The sequence below is a fragment of the Bradyrhizobium sp. NBAIM03 genome (assembly GCF_020194055.1).
Classification (GTDB): domain Bacteria; phylum Pseudomonadota; class Alphaproteobacteria; order Rhizobiales; family Xanthobacteraceae; genus Bradyrhizobium; species Bradyrhizobium yuanmingense.
This window is the reverse complement of the sequence record NZ_JADYVS010000019.1, coordinates 130,654-152,450: the sequence shown is the minus strand read 5'-3', so window position 1 is coordinate 152,450 and position 21,797 is coordinate 130,654. Positions and strand designations below refer to the sequence as shown.

The following is a 21,797-nucleotide window of genomic DNA, read 5'->3' as shown; positions in this document are numbered from 1 at the left end:
CCGGCCGTCGGCAATGTGCTCTTCCGGAAAGTGTTTCCGGATGCGCTCCCATTGCTCGTCCGTCAGCCGAATCATCTTTCCTTTATAGCCGATCGACGCTGATCTTCAATTTTGAGATAGGTTCTAGCCATCAACGCGTGTTCGCGTAATCCGTTGCGCTGCTTTACAGGCCTGGATCTTTGAGCAGGCCAGCACAGCACCATCGCGCAAGGCGTCCTCATAAGAATCGTCTTTGTGGTTGGCGTGAAGATACACCCCCCCCGACAAGGCCGCAGCCACCAAGATCACGACGTAACGGGCCGCTCCAAAATAAGCCGAGCCTTAGGATTCTTCTCGATGCTGGTGACTGTAGCCAAAAAGATGCCCGGAGTGCTCACGAGACAGATAGCAAGCTGGATGCTTGCCCGACTCGATATCCATCCGGTTGAGAACTTGATGTTCGAGCCAGAGGCAGGCCGCACTATAGAATTGACAATAGACGATGGTAGCATCGAAGGTTCCTCCACCAAGGTCATACACGAGAATGGTCGCGTGGCGATCTAACTATCCGCCACGTCGAGCCCGAGCGCTCTCTGACCGAGGTCGGCCGTCTAGCGCTCGGGCGTCGCTCGGTCACTCGTGTCGAAAAACTTGTGAACCTTGCGATCACCCTTGGTCAGGGCGCCTCCAACATTGTCTACGCCAACGGCGCGGGAGATGCCGAAACGATTGCCCTCGAGATCGCTGAGCGGCTGGATCGCCCGCCGACGCCGCGACGGCAGGCTCTCGCTCAGCTCGCGGCGGAGACTGTTCATTGGCCCTATGCGTTAGTGACGTGTGTGAAAAAAGGCGTCGCCTTCCACTATTCGAACATGCCCACACAAATCCGCACAGCAGTGGAGGAGGCGGTCGCGCGAGGTGACATCGACTATCTCGTCTGTACGACGACCTTGCTGCAGGGAGTCAATCTATCGGCAAAGAACCTCTTCCTCTGTCGCCCGCAGAAGGGCGACAACGTGCCGTTGGAATCAGTCGACTTCTGGAACCTGGTCGGACGCGCCGGTCGGTTGATGAAAGAATTCCAAGGCAACATCTTTCTCATCGACTACGACAACTGGCGCAAGAAGCCTCTTGAACAACCTCGGGTACACTACGGTTGTGCCGGCAATCGAGGCAGGCATCCTCCAAAGAGGTTCCGAACTCTTGCGCGTCGTCAAACAACCCGAGAGCCAGCGGACCGAGATTGATCACGTTGACGCTGTCTTCGGTCGGCTACTTCACGAGCACTTCTCCGGTGCTTTGCCGAAGATGTTGAACCGTATCCCAGCCTTCGGTGATGCGACGCCGGCCTCATTGGCACTTCAGAATGCGATCGCCGAAGCGGCTCTCGACATCACCTTACCCGCCAGTGTTCTGCGTATTAGCCCCAACATCTCGCCGCACAGGCAACAGGCGCTTTACCAGATCCTACACTCACGGGCCGCAGTGTCATCAGACATAGCCAAGGCCCTTGTCCCGAAACATCCGAGTGATCGTGACGCCTACCAATCCTATGCGGAAATCCTCGAAATCTGTCATCGGGTGATAGAGGGCCGACCTGACACCTCGCGCCTGCATCGCTTCCTTGCCCTCATCGCGGTGTTCTGGATGCGTGGAAGGCCGCTTCCTCAAATCGTCCAGAACCAGCTGCGTCGGAATCTTGAACGCGACCGCCGAGAGGTCGTTCGTGACACGCTCGAACTCGTCGAGAAGCGCGTGCGCTACCAATGCGTCCGACTGTTCAGCTGCTACGGCGCTGTGCTCGCCGAGGTGCTACAGGACATTGGCCTTCCGGAGATCGCTAATTCCCTTCCGTCTATCCCACTGTTCCTAGAGCTTGGAGCGTCGGACAGGACAACGCTTAGCCTGATGTCCCACCATCTGTCTCGTGCAACCGCGACCCGTCTGACCCCTCGCGCTCCCTCTCGCGACCTAGGTCCAGAAGAAGCCCTGGAGTGGCTTCGCCAGGCTCCTGTGGAGACTTACCGCCTGCCAGCCCTTCTGTTAGAGGAGATTCTTGAGCTTCGAGGCGACAAGTCCGTAGAGTAACCTAACCTCCCCCACGCACCACCGATCAAGACAGCCCAGGGCATCCAGACTTTGTACTGATGTCTTTGACATAGTCGTAGTCCTTCCTTCCTTCCCCGACATTGGACAGATTTTGCGCCGTAGGTGAGCGTCCCCGGGCCCTCCGGTCCGAGAACGAGGTCGGCTCTTAGAGTGGCCGTTGTTAGCTCGAGCGCCTCGGAACTCGCGTTTGGCAATAGCAGCAGAGCTGCTGGGCCGTGTTCGAAGCCAAAGCGGTTGGCACTTGAAAGGATGCGCAAACGCCGTACCGGCCTTTCCCGCCGACATCGCAATACATAGGGAAAGCGCCGCTCAATATCTCGACTTCCGTCCTTTTGATCCGGTACATTCGCCCTCCCCTGCACGGATCGGGGTTCAGCACGTAATGATCTCCATCCTCCAAAACCTCAGAGATCATTTCGAAATGTTTGGCTCTCGACATAGCCTTGCTTTCGAACGCTTTGGCATCGAAACGTTGGCTTCCGCTCCCCGCGGACTCGCGTTTTTCGGCACCTTTCATAATACCTCCCTGGACCCTCTGAATTGAATTCCTGCGTCCCTTCCGATTTGACGATGCCCCCAGTCTTGCCCTTGTCGGCGCATGGTCATGCCGCTCGAGCGGAGAACGCTGATGGCGTCCAATTCCAGGGCAGAAGCTCGTGCAGCCGATGAACTGGGTGGGCCCAGCATCTCCGCCCAGGCGCCCCTGGCGCGCTTGTCGAGTGAGCAAAGAAGCGGATTGGCGTATACCAGGACAAGCTCAAGCTGAATCTACATCGGGACAATCATTGAAGGCGCGTTGAGCGTGGGGTAACGAGCTCTTGGCTCGAGCGGAGGCAAGTGAGCGCGCCATGTGATTTTCCGAGGCGTACCGCGCGGCGAGGCTGCATTGGCCGAGTCCGCTTTTCAGTCTCGGGACATACCCGCAGCCAGACTAGGTCATGTGCCGGCAGCCGAGAGGCGCAAGTATTTTTGCTACGCCCTGTAACGCCATCTTGCGACTGTGAACTAAAGTCGACGCGCCAACTCGTCCCGGTTCGACAAGAGCTATGCGCGTCATCGTGAATATCGTTTTCTTCCGGCATTCTGGGTGTCACCATCGCAACTGTCTCGACCGTGACGTCTCGCGCGGCAGAGTGCTGGAGAAGACGAATGACAGACGCTAAATTCCTTACCCCGGAGGAAGTGTCCGCACGATATCGTAACGAGGTCACTGTTGGTACGCTGCGGAATTGGCGCGCGATGCGAACAGGGCCCGCATATATCAAGATCGGGAAAGCCGTCTTATACCCGGTCAGTGAGCTTGACGCTTGGGATCGCAGAAATCTTGTGATTTGTAGTGCGTCGAAAGGACTGGAGTAAGCTAGCTCCCTCAGGCCCGCACACTGTAGGCTCGCATCCTTCATGCGGCGATACTCGCCAACCGCGCACAGTTTTCCACGCTCGGCGGTGTACGTCGTCAATCGTCGCCCACGTCGAAAGTGAGCTCGCGCCACTGGGCCATTTTCCCAACGGGCCTTCCAGCGATGATCAAATACTCAATAGAGAGAAGGCGACGTTGAGCTGAGTACTCGCTTCGACGTGAGTCCCCTGTCTTTGAGAGATCGCAGAAGGTAGTGTAGACTCGTTCGTGATCCAGCGTGCTCTAAAGCAAACGGTCGATGCGCAGACCGTCGTGAGGGTGATGTTCACGTTGGATCATCGTGGACCGATCCCAGGTCCATACCCCAATGGCTCTTTGCTGCGACAAAAATGGCCCTTACATCAAAGCGATATCCCCTGAGCGAGAATGATGCACAACCATCCCGTTCAATACCCCTCGGGCATTCCGCGTCACGTACAATCCCGGGCGATCACTAAGCATGTTCGCGGTCGGCCCCGTCGATTAGTCCAAAATGAGAAATTGTCTGGCGCAACGAAACGTGAGTAGATCGCTCTCGCTTGGCGCCGACTTGGGCAAGCTTAAATGCGAGCTCCGCGTTTTTATTTTCCTTCAATCTGAAGAAGGACAGGCACGATTTCGCCGGTGGTCATATAAACGATTGCACCGCGTGGCGCCGAGGTTGCTTGTAGGTAGTACTGCAGCTGCTGGACATATACAGTGCGATGTAGACTGGTATCCCGATCGCTCTTCCAGTCCAAAACCTCAAGGACCGTACCCTCATCGATAGCGATCGCATCGACACGGCCGGCGAGAAGATTGCCAGGATCCGGCTCGCCCCAGACAGAGAACTCCGGCACAAGGATGGGCAAGAGACGTTGCACATAGGGCAGATGAAATGTCTGCAGCGCGGTCGTAGCGAGTTCGCTGGGAATCGGGAGCGGTCCGTCCGGGGGCTCGATGGCAACAAGCTCGTCGCGAAGGCGCTCGGCTCGAAGGGCAATATCATCCTGCGGCGAGAGTTCGCCGGTCAGCAGTTCTTCCATGAGTTTGTGCAAAATCAGCCCCCGAAGCCTGCCGGCGCCAACCGGCTCGACATATTCGAAAGTGCTGCTCGGCTCGGTCGCCCTGACCGGGGTGAGGATATCCGCTCGATCAGCGTCATGTGCACTGGGATTTATCCAACGTAGCGCTGGCGTTGCGGCGCGTACGATTGCGGCCTGGCGAACGAACGTATCGGCGTTCTGCGGGGACACCACCGCTTCTGAACCGGTGATAGGTTGTTGCTCGAGCGCATCGAATTTCAGTTCCTCGAGCAGGTCGAATCTGAGATTAAGCAGTTTCGACCACGCAGCAGGTCCGGCCGAGGAAAGATAGGGCACGACCAACAGGTCGCGGGCGCGTGTACACGCGACATACCACATGCGCTGATTTTCCAGCGCCTGACGTCGGGCCTGCTCTTCGCGCGCAAGCGTAAGCGCGGAGGAAGAAACGCCCCCTATGACCCAGTGGAGAGTGTTGTCCGATTGTCGATGGACAAATCGTTCGGAGGGTCTCGCTTGCGTGCCCATGTTGATTGGGATCACCACGGGCCATTCGAGCCCCTTCGCGCTGTGAATGGTCACGATCTCGACCGCGTCTCTCGATGCGTCGATCCGTCCTTCCTGGCGCGAGGCACGGCGGTCCCAGTCAGACTGGAGATGGCGGACGAAGGCCCGCAGCCCTCGGACATCAAAAGGACGTGCAAGCTCAATGATCCGGTCAAGATTGGCAAGCGAGCGCGCGGCGCGATTGTTGCCGCTGCGGGCAGACAGCGCGACGCGCAGTTGAAGCTGCTCGATCGCCTCGGCCAGAAGTACGCGTGGCGTTGTGACGTTTACGCGCCCGCGAAGCTTCTGCAGGATCTTCAAGACGGACCGGGCGACGCGGTGGGATACCAGCGCGGGCGGCGTTGTGATGTCGAACAGGCCAGTGGGGGAAGCGTCTGGTCCGGCCAGATGAACGTCTTCGGCAATGTCGAGCAACTCCTCGTCCGTGAGACCGACCATCGGCCCGCGCATGAAAGCACCGAAGGCAAGCCGATCGCGCGAATCTGCCAGTGCGCGCAATAGAGCGAGGACGTCCTGTATCTCCTGCTGCAGGAAGAGCGTCTTGCCGGCCTGCGACGCGACGGCAAGCCCGCGCGCCTCCAGCGCACGCTCGTAGCGCCAGAGTTCGGTACCGGTTGGAGCGAGGAGCGCGATGTCGCCAGCCTCAAGACGGCGACGGTCTCCGGTGTGCTCGTCTTCGATTTCGATGGCCCCGATGAGCCTTGAGCACATCTGTGCAACGAGGGCAGCTTCATCATCCCGCTGCTGCGCCATCCTCGCCTTCTGGCCATCGCCTATGGCCACGAGGGACGCACACGCGAGTCCGTGGAATGCCCCGTCGCGCGTGGCGGTGAGTGCGCGGTAGCTTGGCTGTCCGTCTGCATCGAGGACCGGCTGGAACACACTGTTCACGTAGTCGATGATGCCTGGCTGGCAGCGGAAATTGGCACCGACATGGATGATCCGATCATCCCCGAGACGGGCGATCGCTCGCTTCGCCTGATTGTAGCTATCGATATCGGCGCCGCGGAACGCATAGATGGACTGCTTGGGATCGCCGACGACAAACAGGGCGCCATCACGAAGGTCTGCATCTTGCCACCGTTCCGGCATGGTGCGGGCGGCGATCGAAAACAGGATACTGGCCTGAATCGGATCGGTATCCTGAAATTCGTCGACAAGGATATACGCAAAGCGCTGACCAACCGCTTTGCGGACAACATCGTTCGTGGTGACAAGGGCATGAGCGCGCCGCAGCAGATCATCGAAATCGAGGACGGCGGCGTCTTCTTTGCGATCCGTGTAAAGGTCAGTGACCGGGTCGAGAGCACGGGACATCTGACCGACCATGGCGTCGCCGATCTGGCCGAGCAACTCGGCAAATTGCGTCACACAGGTGCGGAAATGCTCGTCGGCCTGCTGGGAAAGTCCTGGTCCGTTATCTTTCCCGTAAGCCGATTTCCAGCGACCAAGATTGCGTGGCTCGGTGAAGGTAAACTCGTTCCATTTCATAGAGGCGGTGCGCGGCGGATCGGCAAGTTCCCATAGCCGAGCGAAGGTCGGCTGCGTCTCGAAACAGTTCTCGTAGAACGCGGCGAGCGTTTCGAACTCGGCAATCAGGGTCCCGGTGCTGCGCTCCTTCGGGTAGTTCGCTTGCCAACGCCGGAATGCGCGGACGCTTTCGACAAAGTCGACGTCCTTGCGCAGCGACAGGTCGACTGGGACAGTGCCGGCGTCGGGGTGTGCAAGCTTGAGCCTGGCTAGGTCGAAGCTGTCCTTAACGACCTTGAGCGGCTCGAACTTGGATAGGACAGCGATTGGGTCCTCACCTTTCCCAGTTCCCTGGGAGAGACGGTCGAACAACCATCCGGAGATGACGCTCTCGAACATCGCGTCGGCGGCGGGCCCATCCATCATCTGGGATCCGGGGTCGAGCGCTGTTTCGACGGCATAGGCCATGATGATTTGCTGGCAGAAAGCGTGAATCGTGCACGCGGTCATCTCGTCGAAGGCATCGATTGCCGAACTGAGGGTAGCCCTCCTGTCGTTGAGCAGATCAAGACTAACTGCGCCGCGTAAGACCTTCGGGATATCGCCCGCCATCAGCTGTGTTGCGTATTCGCGAATGCGCAGGGACAACTCGCTTGCGGCCAATTCGGTGAACGTAATCGCCGCAATGCTGCGGGGCGGTGCACCGTGCAGCATCAGCATGACGACGCGACCGGCAATCAGAGATGTCTTGCCCGTGCCCGCCGCCGCTTCGACCAGCAACGTCTTGTCGAGTTCGGTAAGAACACGATTGCGCTCGACAGCATCGCCCAGTATCACGGTTCCACCCAAAGTGGCGCGAGCCTTTGTTGCGCGGCGTCGAAGCCTTCCTGCTTGCGCCCCTGATAGCGGTCGAGCGCTGCCGGCAGCGCGATTCTTAAGTCGTTGTAGCGGGCAAAGGCATCTGGGCCGGCATAAGCGATGCCATTTCTGAGCCCTTCGACCGCGATGTCAATGAAGCGCAGTAGCGTCTCTTCCGTTCGCTCGAGGGTATCGCCATCCAGAGTCGCCGCAGGCCCCATGGTGTCAAGGTATACGAGCCGGGAGATGATGGTGCTCGCCTCCGGGATGAGCTGCCTGATCGTGATGGCGTAGAGCGCGCGCTGAACCTCCGCCCCACCGCCGAGAATCACGTCACGCACATTGCGCGGCGTCGTGCCGGTCTTGTAGTCGGAAATGCGCACCCCGCTGCGGTCGGGCTTCACATCGACACGGTCAATGCGGCCCTTGAGGTGGATACCGGATTGGCCGATCAGGACCTCCTGGCCTTCGCGCCACGGATCAGATCGTTCTTCCGGCGATTGCGGATTGCCGAACGGGACCTCGCTGAAGCTACGGGTGCCAGGACCGAAACGTTCGTCGATTGTGAGGCCGCGGCGGGCCCGCCGTCGTGCCTCCTCGATAGTGTCCAGCCACAGTAACCTTGGTGGCACCGCCCGGGTCAACGGCCAAAGCTCAGCGACGTCGCTTGCCGCTGTATCAAGGGCATTGTCGATTTCCTCTGGCGTTGCACGAACAAGGCCAGGGGTGGGTTCGATGCGCTCGATCACGAGCCGCAGCAACTCATGTACGAGATCGCCGAAGGCAACGGGATCGAGTTGCAGCGGCTCAACGGCAAGCTCGGGTGCGGTCATTCCCAGTGCCCGTAGCCACACAAAACCCAACGGGTCGCGCAGCAGGCGCCGAAGGGACGTAGGCGATTGCGGCGCGTTCAGTGCGCGAACAACGGCTGGATGGTCTTTCCGATATCCGCCGTCATGTGGCGTGGGTTCCAGCCTGCGTGTCCAGTCGGTCCAACAGGAGATGACGCTCTGGATGCGCGGCAATGTGTGCGCATCATCAATGCGAGCGAGAAGGCGGTCCCCCTCGCTGAACGCATGCTCCGGCGTTCTGGTCCGCGAAAGAGGACGCTCCAAGACCTTCCGTTGCAGCAACGCGCTCTTGGCAAGGAACGCGCCCTCGGCCGAGCGCCTGCTTCGGGATAGCGTAACGTGCGAGGCAGGGTGACTGGCGAGAACCTCGAAGGCAAGCCGATCGCGTTCAAGCCGGGGCAAGTCTACCAAGTCATGCTCACTGAGGACGTGATCAGGCAGGAGCGGGTCCGCGTTGTCGCCGCGTGGCCAGCTTCTGCTCGAAAGCCCAAGTAAGCGCATGTGCTTGCGCGGTGCACCAACGAGGTCCGCCGCTCTGGCCCAGACGACATTGTTGGCGGGATCGCTCTCGTCGGCGATACGCAACGACGTCAGGGTCATCTCGATCGCGGCCGGAGGTCCCAGGCGGAGCGCCTCTTGCCAGAGCCCAAGGCTCTTGCCGCGCAGGAGCGACTCCCCGAGTTTGACCGCCGCTTTGGTTCCGACGTCGAGGTCACGGAGCACCGGCATGAGGATCTCTGCGATCGGCATGCTATCGGATCGTGAGAGCGGCTCGAGGCTCCGGGCCCAATGCTCAGGCTCAAACAGACCGGCCTCGGTCGGAATCCCTCTCATCCAGTCGACCGGAAGCGCCTCAGACAGATACGGCGAGAGTAGAGATAGGCGGCGAACGCGATCCTGCGATAGACCATTGATCATCACGTCTGCGAGGGCCGCGCAGGTCTGGCCGGCACGGGTGCTCAGCGCGGAAACGCCACTTGCAAAATGGATCGGTAGATCAGCGTCTGCGGCGAGGACCAGAATGTGGTCGTCCCACGCACTGAGGTCTGCGCTTGTGATCGCAATGTCGGAGGCCTGTGTTACGCCATCGCTCAATAACGCGCGTGCCCAGCGAAGTGCCTCGACTACCTCCGCGCGAGGATCGGCACAAACGTCACAGACGAGATGCTCGGGAGGCTGCATAGTGATGGGCAGAATCGTGCCTGGAAACCAGTTCCGATCGCGTGCGCCGGGCGCTTCCCAGGTGATTTCGACGACCGCCGCAAGGGCCTTGACGAGTGGTCGCCATAGCGGATCGATGGAGATCAGCCGGTGGAAATGCAGGTTGCCGATGGTCGCAGGCGCATGTCCCACACCCACCATCGCCTGGTCGCGAAGGTCCGGAGGCAGCAGTGCGCCGATCGGCAGTTGGTCGCGCAGATAGGCCTCGATGCGCCCCAGATCGCTCAAGCGGGCGCTCACATAAAGAGGATCATCGAACCGAATGTCTGCGGCCCACACGCGCGCCAGGCTTGCAAGCACGGCTCTCGCCATGCCGGGCCTGGTCTTGACCGCCTCAAGCTCTTCGAACGCGAGTTCTGCCAGCGCTCGAGCGACGATGGGAACAAGGGTGGCGTGATCGGCGGGTCGGCTGAAGCCACCAGCGAGGCGGGCTGCGATTAGCGGTAACGTTGCGACATCGCAGCCGAGGTCTCCCGCACGCGCCGCTGCGACACGCTGCATGCGAATGGAGAAAGTGCCCTCGACGATGACGGTGCGACGTTTCATGTTGCCGAGGACACCGATTGCCCGTCCTTGCTAGCGCGGCAGCGTGGTCTGCGCCGCTCGCCGGTGCGACCAGTTGTCGAGCATGACGAATTCGTGGAAATCGCAGCCGGGATGCCTGCAAATCACGCTCGGCTGGACCTGGCCCGTGGCGCTTATGTAATGCCCCTTGAGTGTGAGTCGGTGACCATGCGGACACGTGACCTCGGCTTTGAAGATGTGCTCGGTGGAGCGGTGACAGGCGGCCCAATGGCTTGCTGGTGCCGAACCGGTTCCCCGCCAATGCGCTAGCCGGATTCGCGGTCGCGGCGTGCGTCGATGCGAAGGCACTCGCTGCGGTGTGAATGGGCGACGAGGCCATAGCGCCCGCCATACAGCCTTAGCCCAGGACAGGACCGTTCCGATTCTACGCTGCAAGAACCTCTTCCTTTCCCGCGAGAATCTCCGGTTGCAGGACAGTACCTTCCTCGTCGAAGGCATAGAGCCTATCGATGCGAACGCCGTTCCATTCAAAGCGATAATGCGTTGTTTGAATCGATCGGCCGAGTACCTGTCCCCTGAGGACGGCAATCGCCGTTGCCGTAGGACGCTCGGCTGGCCGAAATAGGATGCCATCGACGTCGGCCGGGACCGCGTCGCCCAATGACCAGCGTTCCTCCCTGGCAAGTTCTGCCGACACCTGGCGCAGATCGATGAACTTCCCATCGACGGGAGTTTTCAGCATCCTCATGTCGAGGCCGGTGGCAGCTTCCTTTGTGCGCGCCAGGAATCGCGAGCGGCGCGCGATCGAGACCGCCAGGGCCGTTTGGGGTGTGTCGGCAAGTTCGAGGCAGGGTCGCTCGGGGGCAAAGAATGTTGCGCCCTCCGGGTTCTCATAGGTGAATGGAGCCAGATTCCAGTTCTGGAGCATGGCGGAGTCGAGCTTTGCCCCCTCGCGCCGGGCCATCAGTCGCTCCTGCAGGCGTAGACGGGGATTGGTTTTGTTCTCGACTTCGACCAAGGCTTCGACCTGATCGGGTGCGACGAGGTCGCGATAGACCGAGACCGGCGGGAAGCGCGAGGGGATCAGCCGGAATCCGTCCGCGGCAAAGCGTACAATCGGGTAGTCATCCACCACGCTGGGCATCGAGGTACCGCCGAACTGTATAGATATCGATCACCTTTCCTCCGAGCATGACGTCCAGTGCGCTGTCTCCGTTGAAGAAGTCATTTGGTGCATGCACCCAGGCGTCGCTGGCCTGGTCAGAAGCGAAGAGAATTTGCAGCGCCTTCCATATCGAAAGCAGGTGAGAGAGGCGCTCGACAGTGTCGGGGGGGACGGCCCCTCCCTCCTTCTTCCACTTGAAGAACGTTGAGCGCGGCGGCGACCCGAGGAGGGTGATCTGCTGGTCGGTGGAGAGGTTCCATCGCTCCGCCATCCGAAAGAATGCCTGCAATTCAACAGGAATCCGTGTTTGCCCAGCGCCAGCTAGGGCACCGGGAGCGTTTTCTCCCATGGCCATTATGCTCCAGTCTCATTTTGTACTTGACGAAAACTTTAGTCCAACCATAGACTGTCTATAGTGGGACTCGAATCGAAGTTTAGTCCAACGGCGGACGGCGTCAAGAGTCCCCAACCAACGGAGATTTGACCAATGAGCGCCACTGCCGGGCTTGCCCATACTGATGCCTATTTTCTGAACGACGCGCCCGTAACATCCCACGACAGGATCGTAACGGGCCGGGAGGTTCTCACGCGTGGTGGATTGAAGCCACCTTCCGACTACCGCCTGATCCTGGCCGCAGCGGGACGTAGCCAGCTTGTGGAGCTCGACGCCGAGATCGAACTGCGAGACTACGTCGACCCCCGCTTCTACGCATTGCAAAGCGATCGGGTCTTCTCCTTCACGGTCGATGAAATCGACCAGGTCTGGGGCAATGAGACGATCTCCGTCGACCTTCTGGTCAGGCTGATCGGTATGTCTCCGGATCGCGAGCTGGTGCTGGAGCGCGTGGGCGAGCCCGACATTGTTCTATCGAGCGGCGGGACGGTGTCGCTGGCCGGCAAAGCGGTTGAGCACCTGCGCACGCGTCCCAAAACCCCGCACGCATTTGTCGAGGTGACGGTGTTCACGACCAGCGGCACCTTCCCCGAGGAAGGCGTGCTGCGTGTGCCCCCCGTTACTGTAGTGAAGCAGGTGCTGGCGCGCGCCGCCGCCAAGCTGGGTCTCACGGACACGACTGACTGGGTCGTGACCGTCGGGGGGCGCGACATCAATCCCGATCGCAGCTTCACCCAGAACGGGCTGACCGGAAGGGTGGAGCTCGAGTGGGGCCCGCGCGAGGGTGGCGGCGGTGCTTGAGCAACTTTCTCGCGTCATGTTCGAGCGCGATGTCAGTAGCCTGAGTGCGCGGACCGTGGCCCATCGTGCCTGGACGGTGGTCAGCGCCGAGTATCCGATCTTCGATGTCATCTTCGGACATGCGACGGCGGAGCCGCTGCGCATTCGCATGATCTGCGATCAGTGGAATGACCTGCCGCCTTCGATTGAATTGCTGTCGGCGAACGGGGCGCATCTGAAGTCGGCCCCGCCAAATGTGGGCAGCATTTTCAACGGCAGCGCCCATCCTTCGACCGGCCGGCCGTTTGTCTGCATGCGCGGGTCGCGCGAGTTCCATACGCATTCGAGCCATCTCGGCGAGCGCTGGGATGGCTATCGCGGCAAGTCAGGGATGGATTTGCTCGGCATCCTCGAGCAGCTGTGGCGGGGCTGGAAGAGGGCGGTCGGATGAGCCGGATCAAAGTCGGACGGAGCATCGTGGCGTCGACCATTGAGCGATTGCAGGCGGGCGGGCGTGTCGGCCATGAACGTGCCGTGCTTTGGCTCAGTAGCGGCACCGACCGCATTGATGAAGTTTATGAGCCGCGACAACGGACACGAGCCGACCAGTTCTACTTTGATCGCCAGAGCATGCAGATGCTGTTTGCGTACCTGCGTGAAAAACGCCTGCGCGTGCTCGCCCAGGTTCACTCCCATCCCGGCCGGGCTTTCCACTCCGACGCCGATGATGAATGGGCGATCGTACGCCACGCGGGCGCGCTGTCGCTGGTGCTACCGCGGTTTGCACAAGAGGCGACGGTCGACAATTTTCTGAGCCTCGCGGCGACCTACGTTCTGTCGACTCGAAACGACTGGGAAGAAACGCCTGGCGCGACACTGTTGGAGGTTTGTTGATGACGACTGTCGGTCAGGAAAATGCGCGGATGCTGGCCTCACTGCTGGGCATCGAAGAGGCGGATGCAGCCGAATGTCTCGACAGAACGGTGCGGGTGACGGCAGCACCAGAGTTCGCCGCAGCAGGCGCTGAGGTCCAGGCTCTCCTCGAGCGTACCATCCATGTAGCGCGCTCAGATGAAGGCAAGACGGATCTCGAACTGGTTATCGGGCCGACAGAGCCCTCAACGCCCGGACCACATCTGTATGCGTCCCTGAATCTTCGCAGCGCCATCGTGGACGCGGTGCCCTTGCGTCACTCGAGCGAACGCCCCCACCCGCTGCTCACCGCTCTTGCTGCATGCCACATTGCGGCAGCAACGCTGCATCGCGTGATTGGGTCATCAAGCTTGCCGCGTCTCGGGCTTCCGCTGCGCGTTGACTTTGCTGAGCTTGGCATTCCGGAGGGTAGCCTTACGACCCCTTTCGATACTTCCGGTGCGGTGCTGGTTGGTGGAGGTGCCGTCGCGAATGGCTTCCTCCGGGCGCTACGGCATCTAAATGTTCACGGTGACTTGGCAATCGTCGATCCCAAGGCCGTTGGGGAAGGCAATCCAAACCGCTGTCTTTACTTCACCAGCGATGATGTCGGTCTGCCAAAGGCGGCGACCCTGGCACAATCTGCCCAGCCGGATTTCCCCGGGCTGAGGCTTGAGCCGCACGCGTGCACCTTTGGCGAACTGGTCGCCAAGAGCGGACCGGTGGACACCGCGATCGTAACGGTGGACAGCCGTCGAGCGCGACGGTCCCTGCAGAAGGAGATTCCGCGACGGGTTATCGATGCGTCCACAACAGATGCAAGGGCCGTTATTGTGCATAGCCACAGCCAGCCGACTCACGACGCGTGTCTCGCCTGCATCTATCGTCACGTGTCCGACGAGCACGCGCGAGAACGGTCCATCTCCAACGGACTCGGCATCGACATCGAGACGGTTCGGGAAGGATTCATCACCGCGGATGCCGCAGCGCGAATCGCGGTGGCGCATCCTTCGATCGAGGCGAGCGCGATCGTCGGCAAGGCCTACGACACGCTCTTTAAGGAGCTTTGCAGCGCCCAGGCGCTTCTTACGCCAGAGGGCCGGCAGGTATTGGCGCCGTTCGCCTTTGTCTCGGCCCTGGCAGGAGTACTGTTGGTTGTCGAACTCTTGCGGTCCAATAGCCAAGTAGCGACAACCAATTACTGGAGCATCGACCCTTGGGGGACACCCCTTAACCGTCTCCGCCGGCAGCGCCCTCGGGTTCCGGATTGTGAGTTCTGCGCCGACGACAACGCGCGCCAACTGGCTCACTCGCTATGGGCATGAAGTGCTGAAGTTCCCTAAAATTAGCGGTGCCACGAACTAACATGGTGAGCAATCGTGGCATGTCGCAAATTGCGGCCATCGAAATGGCGACATGGGCGCCGATTTGCCGGTCTTGCGCGAGCCTATCTATCGGTCTTGAAACTGCGAAAATCTCTCAGCGAGGCGATCTCGATCTGGATAGTCCTGGGCACGCACTGGAAACTTTATGAGCTGCCCCGCCATAGCCTTGAGTCCGTATTCGAACATGGGCCCATCGTTCATTGAAAGCAGCTCTTCGCTCACGTGGATTCGATAGTCTGGATCGATGCCGATCAGGTTTGCATCGAACGCTGCGTGATGAATTTTCGAAAGAGGAAGACCGTTTTGGACAACCGGCTGGCCGAACTCTTCGTCTTTGTCCGGCATGATGTGAGCCGCGTCGAGCAACCGCGCCTCAGGCAGTCCGGTTATTGCGCACCTGTTGCCGTAGGCGCTTAGAATTGCCTCCCGGAACGTCGCTTGATGAAGACGTTGCCGGACGAGTCGCAGGCCGTATCTTCGCTCTGGCGCATCCGGAATGGACCACTCCCTATTTGCCGTGGCCGGCGCCCCAAAGGCAAGCCGCACCTTCAATTCCGAAGCTGACCAATCGGCGACATAAGTCGGCCATATGAATGTATAGCGTTGAGGTGCGACTCCGAGGAAGTACAGGATTGGTATCTGACTGTCCCGCGCCGCACGAAGCCACCGATTGTCGGCAGCGTTTGCGTCTGTGCCCATGAACGCATAGTCGATCAGTTCATCGCCGCGTTCGATTTGCGTGTGAACCGTCCGTTGGTCATCATACCAGACGCGCGCACCGGTTCGCGGATAGACAGTCCGGACGCTAAGCAAATGCTTCATGGATGCCGGCTTGAAAATGCCCCGTTGAGGATTGATCAACGGAATTCTCTGTCCGTTCACGGAGAAGCCGGCCCGCAATTCGTCCGCCGTTACGACGCCACCTACGCTCACGCGCTTGACGTGCTCCACTGCGGCCAATCGAATGCGCGCGTCGAAAGGATCGTCACTCATCGTGCAATCCGATCGGTAACAAGTGATCGACCGCGAAGGAAGCACTCATCCCAGATAACGATGCTCTCGATGCCAAGCCAGAGCTTCCGCGGATGGCATGGCGGTTTTGTATCGTGGCGGACGGACAGACGTCCCTTGCAGATCATAGTAATGACGACCGTTATCGAAATCTGCTTTCAGGCGACTGCTGACTTCAAACCGGCCATCGGGCGAGACCGTCACGTATCCGAGGTCAAAGAGCCGATGGATGTCCGTACGCAAGAGCAAACCGTTCGAAGGCGTGTGCTCGCCACCAGCATCGAAGGCGTGGATGTGAGCCGCATCGAGGATCGGCAGAGTCCTTTCGCCGGAGACGGCACAACGACGTTCGTAGCTATCAGTGATCGTCAGCCGGAATGCTCCCTGGCCCAATCGCGGCTTGATCAATGTCGGCTTGCCATAGCGCTCGGCTAGGATCGGCTCTGCATTTCGAATCTCGGGAACCGAACTCAATCGATCAGTGACTGCCGACCACAGATATTGGCCATCCTTTTCTTCAGCGCTGAACCCCTTGCCGGTCACGATATTTGGCGACCAACTCTCTGGAACAGGTAGCCACAGGTCCCTCCCCCAGAAGAACGGCTGGGTCAGAATTCGGCAACCAATGACGGGATCCTGTCGATCGTCCAGAGCGATCGGATCACGACGATAACTCGCAATTCGTGTCCGCATCTCCGCGCGGCTGGAAACACCATTCTTCAGGCCAAAGGCATCCCACGCCAGGGAGAGCGGTGCGATCGACGCGTGGCCGAAAATGCCGCCGCCAACGATGAAGTTGTTTGGTGCGTGCAGCTTAAAGAGGAACAACTCGCCCGGTTGGAGCGCCCGAAACTGTGTGGTGCCGCTGGGTTGCCAGAAATTGACTTCGTCGTATGGAGCGGACGCGCTCAACTGGTCAAACCAGTTCTTGTCCGTAACGGCGACGAAGAGGCGGACCATGCTCAATCCCGTCGATTCAGTTTGATTCGGCGCGTGGTGCCCATCGGCTTCGACTAGCTGGTTGCGTATCGATCTCTGGTATCATGCCCCCTCCAACCTGCGCAGACGAGTCCTGAACCCATTGCCGATGCTGTCAGCGACTTCCGCGGGAAATGCTTTTGGGAGCGACGCAGTGACCTGCTCGACCGCCGCTGGCGCCTGTGTGCGTAGCTCATCAAAGATCGCGGTGACGAGTCCCGCACCAATGCCTGCCTTAGCGGCGGTCTGGACAAAATGGCGAGGCATGACGCTGTCGACGACGTAGTGGCGGCTGTTACCGACGGCCATTGCTAGCTTCATCTTGTTACGCTGGATCTGTCCGGCATCGAGGCTGGGCTGCGCTGAGATCACATCGTAAAGCGGAGTCATCCGAAAGCGGCCGCCGGGAGAGAGAAAAATGCTGAAATTCTTGGCGTGCCCATCCGTGGCGCCGAGAAGCCAGAAGGCAATCACGGCCTTCAGAAACGTCGTTTGATCTGCCTCGGGCTGGTCGCTTCCCTTCAGCAGATTGAGGATGGCTGGAATACCGGGCCCGCCGTCGGATTCGTATTTCAACGACGGCGGCACGGACAATGCCTGGCAGCAATCCTCTTGGGGCAAACGCAAGAGACGATTGTCTCCGGTCCAGCGGCGATCGAACCGCTCGACCACGAGCACGCAGTGGCCTTCAAACTCCTCGATCGCTACCGCGGCGCTCGGAAGTCCGAGAGCGGCTGTCAGCTTGAGGCAAAAAAACTCGTTTTCGACGCTGTAAGAAAGATCGATGCCGTTCGGCAGTCGGCCAATCTGCGGTTTGAGGATGTGCGTCGTGGCCGTAGTCGCCAGCGGTTTGTACCAACGCGCTTTCCAGAACAAGAGCGCGGTCTTTTCCTGGGCGCCAGCGATCGAGATCCGAAAGTCCTCATCCTCACCAAGCCCAAGTGGAGCCGATGCAAGGTCGCCGAGAAGCCGAGCGATCTCCTTGCCGTCAACAGGTTTGCCGTCCACAGCGCCGGCGGCGCCGGGTTCGACGCCGTCCGGCAGGAATTGCAATGCGCCGACGCAGTCCCGTCCGACAGCGGCCAGGAGGTCATAGGCGTCTATGCCCTGAGCGTGGACTCGCTCCGCCATGCGACGGCGGATGGGCGTGCTGTCGGGTAGGAGATTGTCGAAGACGGCGATAACAGGCGCACCGATGTAGCGGTCCTCACGTAGAGGCAGAGATAGCGACACTGGCAGCGCATGCTCCCAGGCAAGCCAGGACGGATCGTACTGAAAGTCGATTGCGCCGCTGGATTGCCTGTTCAACCGCCCGACGAGGCGGCCGTTCAGGAAGACATTGAGCGGGATGTGCCGCCGCGGGCGAGCCATCAAAAGATGTCCTCGATCTCGGCCGGCTTTGCCTTCGTTCTGGCACGAATAACGAACTCAAGGTCGAGCGCTGCGAGAATATCGCAAAGCGTTCCGAGTTGAGTTCCGGGCGCACCGCTCTCGACTGCCGATATAGTTGCCTGCCGTAGCTTTGTCTTATCCCTGACACTGGTCTGGTTCAGGCCAAGCTTCCGACGTTGCCGGCGGATAGCGTCTCCGATTTGCTTGGGCGTTCGGGCGATCTGGTCCACGGCGCACCTCTTTAGAGACTCCATATACGCTATAGCGGATAAATGTCAATATACGCTCCAGAGGATAAATCAAGATATACTTCATAGAGTATAAGACGCTAGAATACGCTTCAGCGTATAATCTGCCTTCCATCCATGTCGAAGCCACCCCGGCAGCGTCGCGCCTTCGCAATACTCAATGACTACGGTTGGAGCCAGACTGACCCAGAGGATTGGATTGACCACCATTTCTCGTGAGGCGCTTTACGACCTTGTATGGACTGAGCCAGTGCGCACGATCGCTCAGCGCATGGGCGTCTCCGATGTGTGGCTAAAAAAGTGCTGCTCCAAGGCCGACATTCCCGTACCCGACCGCGGCTACTGGGCCAAACTTCGCGCCGACAAAAAGGTCGTCCACCAAAAATTGCCGCCACGGTCACCAGGAATGGCGACAGAGGTGACGATCGGAGCCGGACTGCGCTCATATCCATGGCCTCCCAATCCTGAAGCCGAGCTTGCCGCGCCGCCACCGACTGAACCCACGTTCCCCGAACCTATCGAAGCTGTCGCCGCCAGAGTCGACCAGTCACTCGGGAAGGTCCGCTTTGTGCGCGATCTCGGATCTGCCCACAGTTTGATTCGCCATCTCCTCGACGAAGATGAGTTACGTCGTCTGAAACCCAGCGATGCTCCGTACAGGCTCCGTTACAGCGAGCCCTTCTTCGATAGCCCTTTCGAACGGAGACGGCTGCGGATCCTGAACAACCTGTTCCATGCTCTGACCAAGGCTGGCCGCCAGCCTTGGCTTGGCGAGCAGGCCCGCAATGTTGGTGTGACAGTGGGTAGCCAGAAGGTCTCGTTCACGCTCGACCACCCCAGGGCTAGGACGCAGGCCAGCGGACGAATCCAAACACCACATGAAGCTTACGAAATCCTGCGGCTGGAAATTTCAGCGACCGGGGATTCGTGGACGGATGACGACAGCGGCCGCATCGAGGATCGACTCAGAGAAATCGTTCTAAAGCTGATCGTGGCTGGTGAGGTTCAGTACCGTGCCAACACTCACACGGCCTATGAAAACGCATGTCGACGGCGTGCCGAGATGGAGCACAGGCTGGTCGAACAGCGCGCCGAAGCAGCCCGACTCGCACGCGAGAAAGCCCTCAAGGCGCAAGCGGAGCAACGCAAAACACTGCTCCGAATGGCAGCCGATCACCGTGCCGCTCGGGATATTCGCACATTCGTCGAAGCTGCTATCGCGGCCTTCGGTCCAGACAAGGCGATGGAAAGAGCCGCCACGGACTGGGCCGCCTGGGCTTTGGGAGTCGCAGACCAAATCGATCCGGTACGCCGCCTTCAGATCGCGGAGGATGGAACGTGCACAGAGAAATCAGCAGTCGCCCCAATGGCTGAGCCGGACAGCCAAAGGAGGTGAGATGCCCGAAGACGACAGATTGCAGGCTATTAAGCATCTCCTTTTCAACTATGTGCGGAGCCCTTCCTTGCGCCACATCCGGGATCCACATGCGGTGATCGTGCTCGCGAACGAGATCATGCGTGCCGTTAACGGCCGGAATTCCGTCTGGCTCAAATGGGATGAGCAACGAGAGAAGCTCGTAAAATCAGCTGTGGGCTGCTGGATTCCATTCGACGATCTGCGCGACTTTCTGAACGAACTGCCTGGACCGGTCCTGACAACAACGGATGTTACCCAGCGTATGCGGGCGTTCGAAGACGAAGATTATTTCTCCTATCCCAAGGAAGAGCTGCAGCCGGGCTGTCTAGCGATTTATGAGCGAGAGAAGGCCCAGGGCACCGAGGTGCCGGCCATTATCGGGCTCTTACGCGATCATGTCGAACGCGAGGAGGAGCGGCTCACGATCGAACAAAAAGAACGCTATGAGCAATCACGCGAGAAAGATCGGATCGCCCGTGAGCAGCGGCTTCTGTCCGGCGCCGATTGCAAGTGGACACAGCTAGCGAAATCATCCGACTGGCACTGCCGCATGAACGGACGGCTGTATCGACTCTCGCCGACCAAGGACAAGATGTGGAACCTCTTCCGCGCAAGCACGGTCGATGGTCCGAGTGGTCCGCTGATCGGGAAATACCAGAGCCGGCGTGACGTGTCGAAAGTCGTCGCCCAAGTGGCGTATCAGCCCGACCAGCTTTAGCTGGCTGCCAAGCTCCATTGGACCGCGTTCCTTTTCAGCGATGCCCCCTCGGGACTCCCCCATCCTTCGTGATGATCAACCCAATCATGCAACAGACTGTTGCACGATCGCAGTTACAAGGAGCGTCAGTGTCGAGCCCAGCCTACCTAACGATTGATGAAGTTATAGAGCGATACCGTGGCCAAGTCAGCGAAGGCACATTGCGCAACTGGCGATCATTGCGAATCGGACCATCGTTCATCAAAGTCGGCAAAATACCTCTTTATCCGGTTGAAGAGCTTGATCGCTGGGATCGATCGAACCTAGTCGTGTGCCAACGATCACGAATCTCTCAGATGAACGAGTCAGTCATTGCAAAGTTAGACACGCCACGCTTTTGAGCATTTGGCCTAAATGATGTAGGTTTGTTGATGACCGAACGTGGTCTCAGCATCCTCAGCCCTGATCAGATGCTATCGATGATTGCGATCGCTCCGCTCCACCGAAGCCAAACCGTCAGGCGGCCTGCACATCCGCTTCCGTGATCTTCTGGAATTCGAACAGAAGCTCGGAAAAATTCTTGGCAAGATAACCGACCACTCTTCCATTGCGCAGAAGCTTGCCGATGTAACCGTTGGCCAGCACCAGATCGAGGTGGTCGACGCCATAGGTCTGCTCAGCCACCTTGAACTCCCTTGCGAGTGAAGCTGACTCCCGCTCCATCAGCGAGAGCTGCTCTTCCGACAGACCTTTCGGCTGCCGTGGCATGTAGCCGGCCGCGAGTTGTGTCCGAGGTGTCGCCGCAACGAGCGAGCGCACGTAGCTGTTAGAAAAATTGTTCATGGCTACCATCAGTTCGGCGGCTTCGATCTGGCGGATCGGCCCAAGTTTGCGTAGCTCGGTAAAAGTGTTCAGCGCGATGTGCTTCTCCTTGAGAATCTCTGCTGTCTCGACGCAGATTCCCTCAAGCAGCTTGCGCCGCCGTCGAATGCTGCCGACGTCCACATTCAGCGATTTGGCTATTCTCTCTTCAGATACGCCGTTCTCGATCGCCTTCAGGATCATCTTATGCTCTTGGATAATGGCGATGCGGTTGACCCGCTTGTTGTAGGTGAAAGCCTCATCGTCGGTCGATACCAGGCAGAGGACCTCGCTGACGCCTCGATCTTTCAGAGCCTCAAGGCGCAGATGCCCGTCCAGCAACAGAAATTTGCCGATCTCCTCGCGGCTGCGGGCAACGACCGGCGGTTCGACCAGGCCGATCTCAGCAACCGAAGCTAAAATTTGCAAATACTTCGCCGACTTCTTGATCTCGTCGGAGATGAGTTTCAGCGGCCGGATATCAGATATTCTGATTGTATGCGTCCGCTCCTCGAAACCCATGCGGACGGAGATGTGCACGCGGCGAGCCATCGGA

General features: G+C 59.5%; 20 protein-coding genes. 11 read left to right on the top strand and 9 right to left on the bottom strand.

All coding sequences use genetic code 11. The features are described from left to right. Positions 1-336: 336 nt before the first annotated feature. From I6F21_RS26080 to I6F21_RS26065, 4 genes are all read left to right on the top strand, one after another. On the top strand, positions 337-543 hold the full coding sequence (locus tag I6F21_RS26080) for a hypothetical protein (RefSeq protein WP_225183647.1): 207 nt from the start codon (positions 337-339) through the stop codon (positions 541-543). An 89-nt stretch (positions 544-632) separates the two neighbouring features. Continuing rightward, on the top strand, positions 633-1,226 hold the full coding sequence (locus I6F21_RS39055; RefSeq protein ID WP_225183646.1) for a helicase-related protein: 594 nt from the start codon (positions 633-635) through the stop codon (positions 1,224-1,226). Continuing rightward, positions 1,183-2,067, top strand: a complete 885-nt coding sequence (locus I6F21_RS26070; protein ID WP_225183645.1) for a hypothetical protein — start codon at positions 1,183-1,185, stop codon at positions 2,065-2,067. The genes I6F21_RS39055 and I6F21_RS26070 overlap by 44 nt, the downstream gene beginning before the upstream one ends. Before the next feature lie 1,170 nt (positions 2,068-3,237). Then, complete coding sequence (locus I6F21_RS26065) at positions 3,238-3,447, top strand: helix-turn-helix domain-containing protein (RefSeq protein ID WP_109141688.1); 210 nt, start codon at positions 3,238-3,240, stop codon at positions 3,445-3,447. Between the two features lie 621 nt (positions 3,448-4,068). On the opposite strand, the gene I6F21_RS26060 is transcribed toward I6F21_RS26065, so the two are convergent. The 4 genes from I6F21_RS26060 to I6F21_RS26045 all read right to left on the bottom strand — a co-directional run bounded on the left by I6F21_RS26060 (position 4,069) and on the right by I6F21_RS26045 (position 11,521). Continuing rightward, positions 4,069-7,383, bottom strand: coding sequence for a UvrD-helicase domain-containing protein (locus I6F21_RS26060; RefSeq protein ID WP_225183644.1), 3,315 nt, complete (start codon positions 7,381-7,383; stop codon positions 4,069-4,071). Beyond that, complete coding sequence (locus tag I6F21_RS26055; RefSeq protein WP_225183643.1) at positions 7,380-10,022, bottom strand: PD-(D/E)XK nuclease family protein; 2,643 nt, start codon at positions 10,020-10,022, stop codon at positions 7,380-7,382. The genes I6F21_RS26060 and I6F21_RS26055 overlap by 4 nt, the downstream gene beginning before the upstream one ends. 403 nt (positions 10,023-10,425) lie before the next feature. Further along, the gene (locus I6F21_RS26050) at positions 10,426-11,145 is read right to left on the bottom strand and encodes an RES family NAD+ phosphorylase (protein WP_225183642.1); all 720 of its coding nucleotides are present in this window, start codon (positions 11,143-11,145) and stop codon (positions 10,426-10,428) included. Beyond that, positions 11,126-11,521: an antitoxin Xre/MbcA/ParS toxin-binding domain-containing protein gene (locus I6F21_RS26045; RefSeq protein WP_346656829.1), complete on the bottom strand. Its 396-nt coding sequence runs from the start codon at positions 11,519-11,521 to the stop codon at positions 11,126-11,128. Before I6F21_RS26045 ends, I6F21_RS26050 begins: the two co-directional genes overlap by 20 nt. Before the next feature lie 132 nt (positions 11,522-11,653). Here I6F21_RS26045 and I6F21_RS26040 point away from each other — a divergent pair, with 132 nt between their 5' ends. From I6F21_RS26040 to I6F21_RS26025, 4 genes are read left to right on the top strand one after another with little or no spacing between them, the layout of a single operon-like run. Next, positions 11,654-12,361 (top strand): hypothetical protein, encoded by a 708-nt coding sequence (locus I6F21_RS26040; protein WP_225183641.1) that lies wholly within the window; start codon positions 11,654-11,656, stop codon positions 12,359-12,361. Further along, a complete protein-coding gene (locus I6F21_RS26035; RefSeq protein ID WP_225183640.1) occupies positions 12,354-12,791 on the top strand; it encodes a putative metal-binding protein in 438 nt (145 codons plus the stop codon). Before I6F21_RS26040 ends, I6F21_RS26035 begins: the two co-directional genes overlap by 8 nt. Then, positions 12,788-13,234 carry a Mov34/MPN/PAD-1 family protein gene (locus tag I6F21_RS26030; protein WP_225183639.1) on the top strand — a complete coding sequence of 149 codons (447 nt, stop codon included), beginning with the start codon at positions 12,788-12,790 and terminating at the stop codon, positions 13,232-13,234. Before I6F21_RS26035 ends, I6F21_RS26030 begins: the two co-directional genes overlap by 4 nt. Continuing rightward, positions 13,234-14,577: a ThiF family adenylyltransferase gene (locus tag I6F21_RS26025; RefSeq protein WP_225183638.1), complete on the top strand. Its 1,344-nt coding sequence runs from the start codon at positions 13,234-13,236 to the stop codon at positions 14,575-14,577. The genes I6F21_RS26030 and I6F21_RS26025 overlap by 1 nt, the downstream gene beginning before the upstream one ends. 126 nt (positions 14,578-14,703) lie before the next feature. Here the strand turns inward: I6F21_RS26025 and I6F21_RS26020 are convergent, their stop codons facing one another. The 4 genes from I6F21_RS26020 to I6F21_RS26005 all read right to left on the bottom strand — a co-directional run bounded on the left by I6F21_RS26020 (position 14,704) and on the right by I6F21_RS26005 (position 18,248). Beyond that, complete coding sequence (locus tag I6F21_RS26020; protein WP_225183637.1) at positions 14,704-15,630, bottom strand: HNH endonuclease; 927 nt, start codon at positions 15,628-15,630, stop codon at positions 14,704-14,706. 45 nt (positions 15,631-15,675) lie between these two features. Beyond that, positions 15,676-16,608, bottom strand: a complete 933-nt coding sequence (locus I6F21_RS26015; RefSeq protein ID WP_225183636.1) for an HNH endonuclease — start codon at positions 16,606-16,608, stop codon at positions 15,676-15,678. 81 nt (positions 16,609-16,689) lie between these two features. Then, positions 16,690-17,997 carry a type II toxin-antitoxin system HipA family toxin gene (locus I6F21_RS26010; RefSeq protein WP_225183635.1) on the bottom strand — a complete coding sequence of 436 codons (1,308 nt, stop codon included), beginning with the start codon at positions 17,995-17,997 and terminating at the stop codon, positions 16,690-16,692. Then, positions 17,997-18,248, bottom strand: coding sequence for a helix-turn-helix domain-containing protein (locus I6F21_RS26005; RefSeq protein WP_225183634.1), 252 nt, complete (start codon positions 18,246-18,248; stop codon positions 17,997-17,999). The genes I6F21_RS26010 and I6F21_RS26005 overlap by 1 nt, the downstream gene beginning before the upstream one ends. Positions 18,249-18,465: 217 nt before the next feature. Here I6F21_RS26005 and I6F21_RS26000 point away from each other — a divergent pair, with 217 nt between their 5' ends. The 3 genes from I6F21_RS26000 (at position 18,466) to I6F21_RS25990 (ending at position 20,781) form a co-directional block, all read left to right on the top strand. After that, positions 18,466-19,662 (top strand): hypothetical protein, encoded by a 1,197-nt coding sequence (locus tag I6F21_RS26000; RefSeq protein ID WP_225183633.1) that lies wholly within the window; start codon positions 18,466-18,468, stop codon positions 19,660-19,662. 1 nt (position 19,663) lies between these two features. Continuing rightward, positions 19,664-20,401: a hypothetical protein gene (locus I6F21_RS25995; RefSeq protein ID WP_225183632.1), complete on the top strand. Its 738-nt coding sequence runs from the start codon at positions 19,664-19,666 to the stop codon at positions 20,399-20,401. A 128-nt stretch (positions 20,402-20,529) separates the two neighbouring features. Further along, on the top strand, positions 20,530-20,781 hold the full coding sequence (locus I6F21_RS25990; protein WP_225183631.1) for a DNA-binding protein: 252 nt from the start codon (positions 20,530-20,532) through the stop codon (positions 20,779-20,781). A gap of 115 nt (positions 20,782-20,896) precedes the next feature. On the opposite strand, the gene I6F21_RS25985 is transcribed toward I6F21_RS25990, so the two are convergent. Next, complete coding sequence (locus I6F21_RS25985) at positions 20,897-21,793, bottom strand: plasmid partitioning protein RepB C-terminal domain-containing protein (protein ID WP_225183630.1); 897 nt, start codon at positions 21,791-21,793, stop codon at positions 20,897-20,899. Positions 21,794-21,797 lie beyond the last annotated feature (4 nt).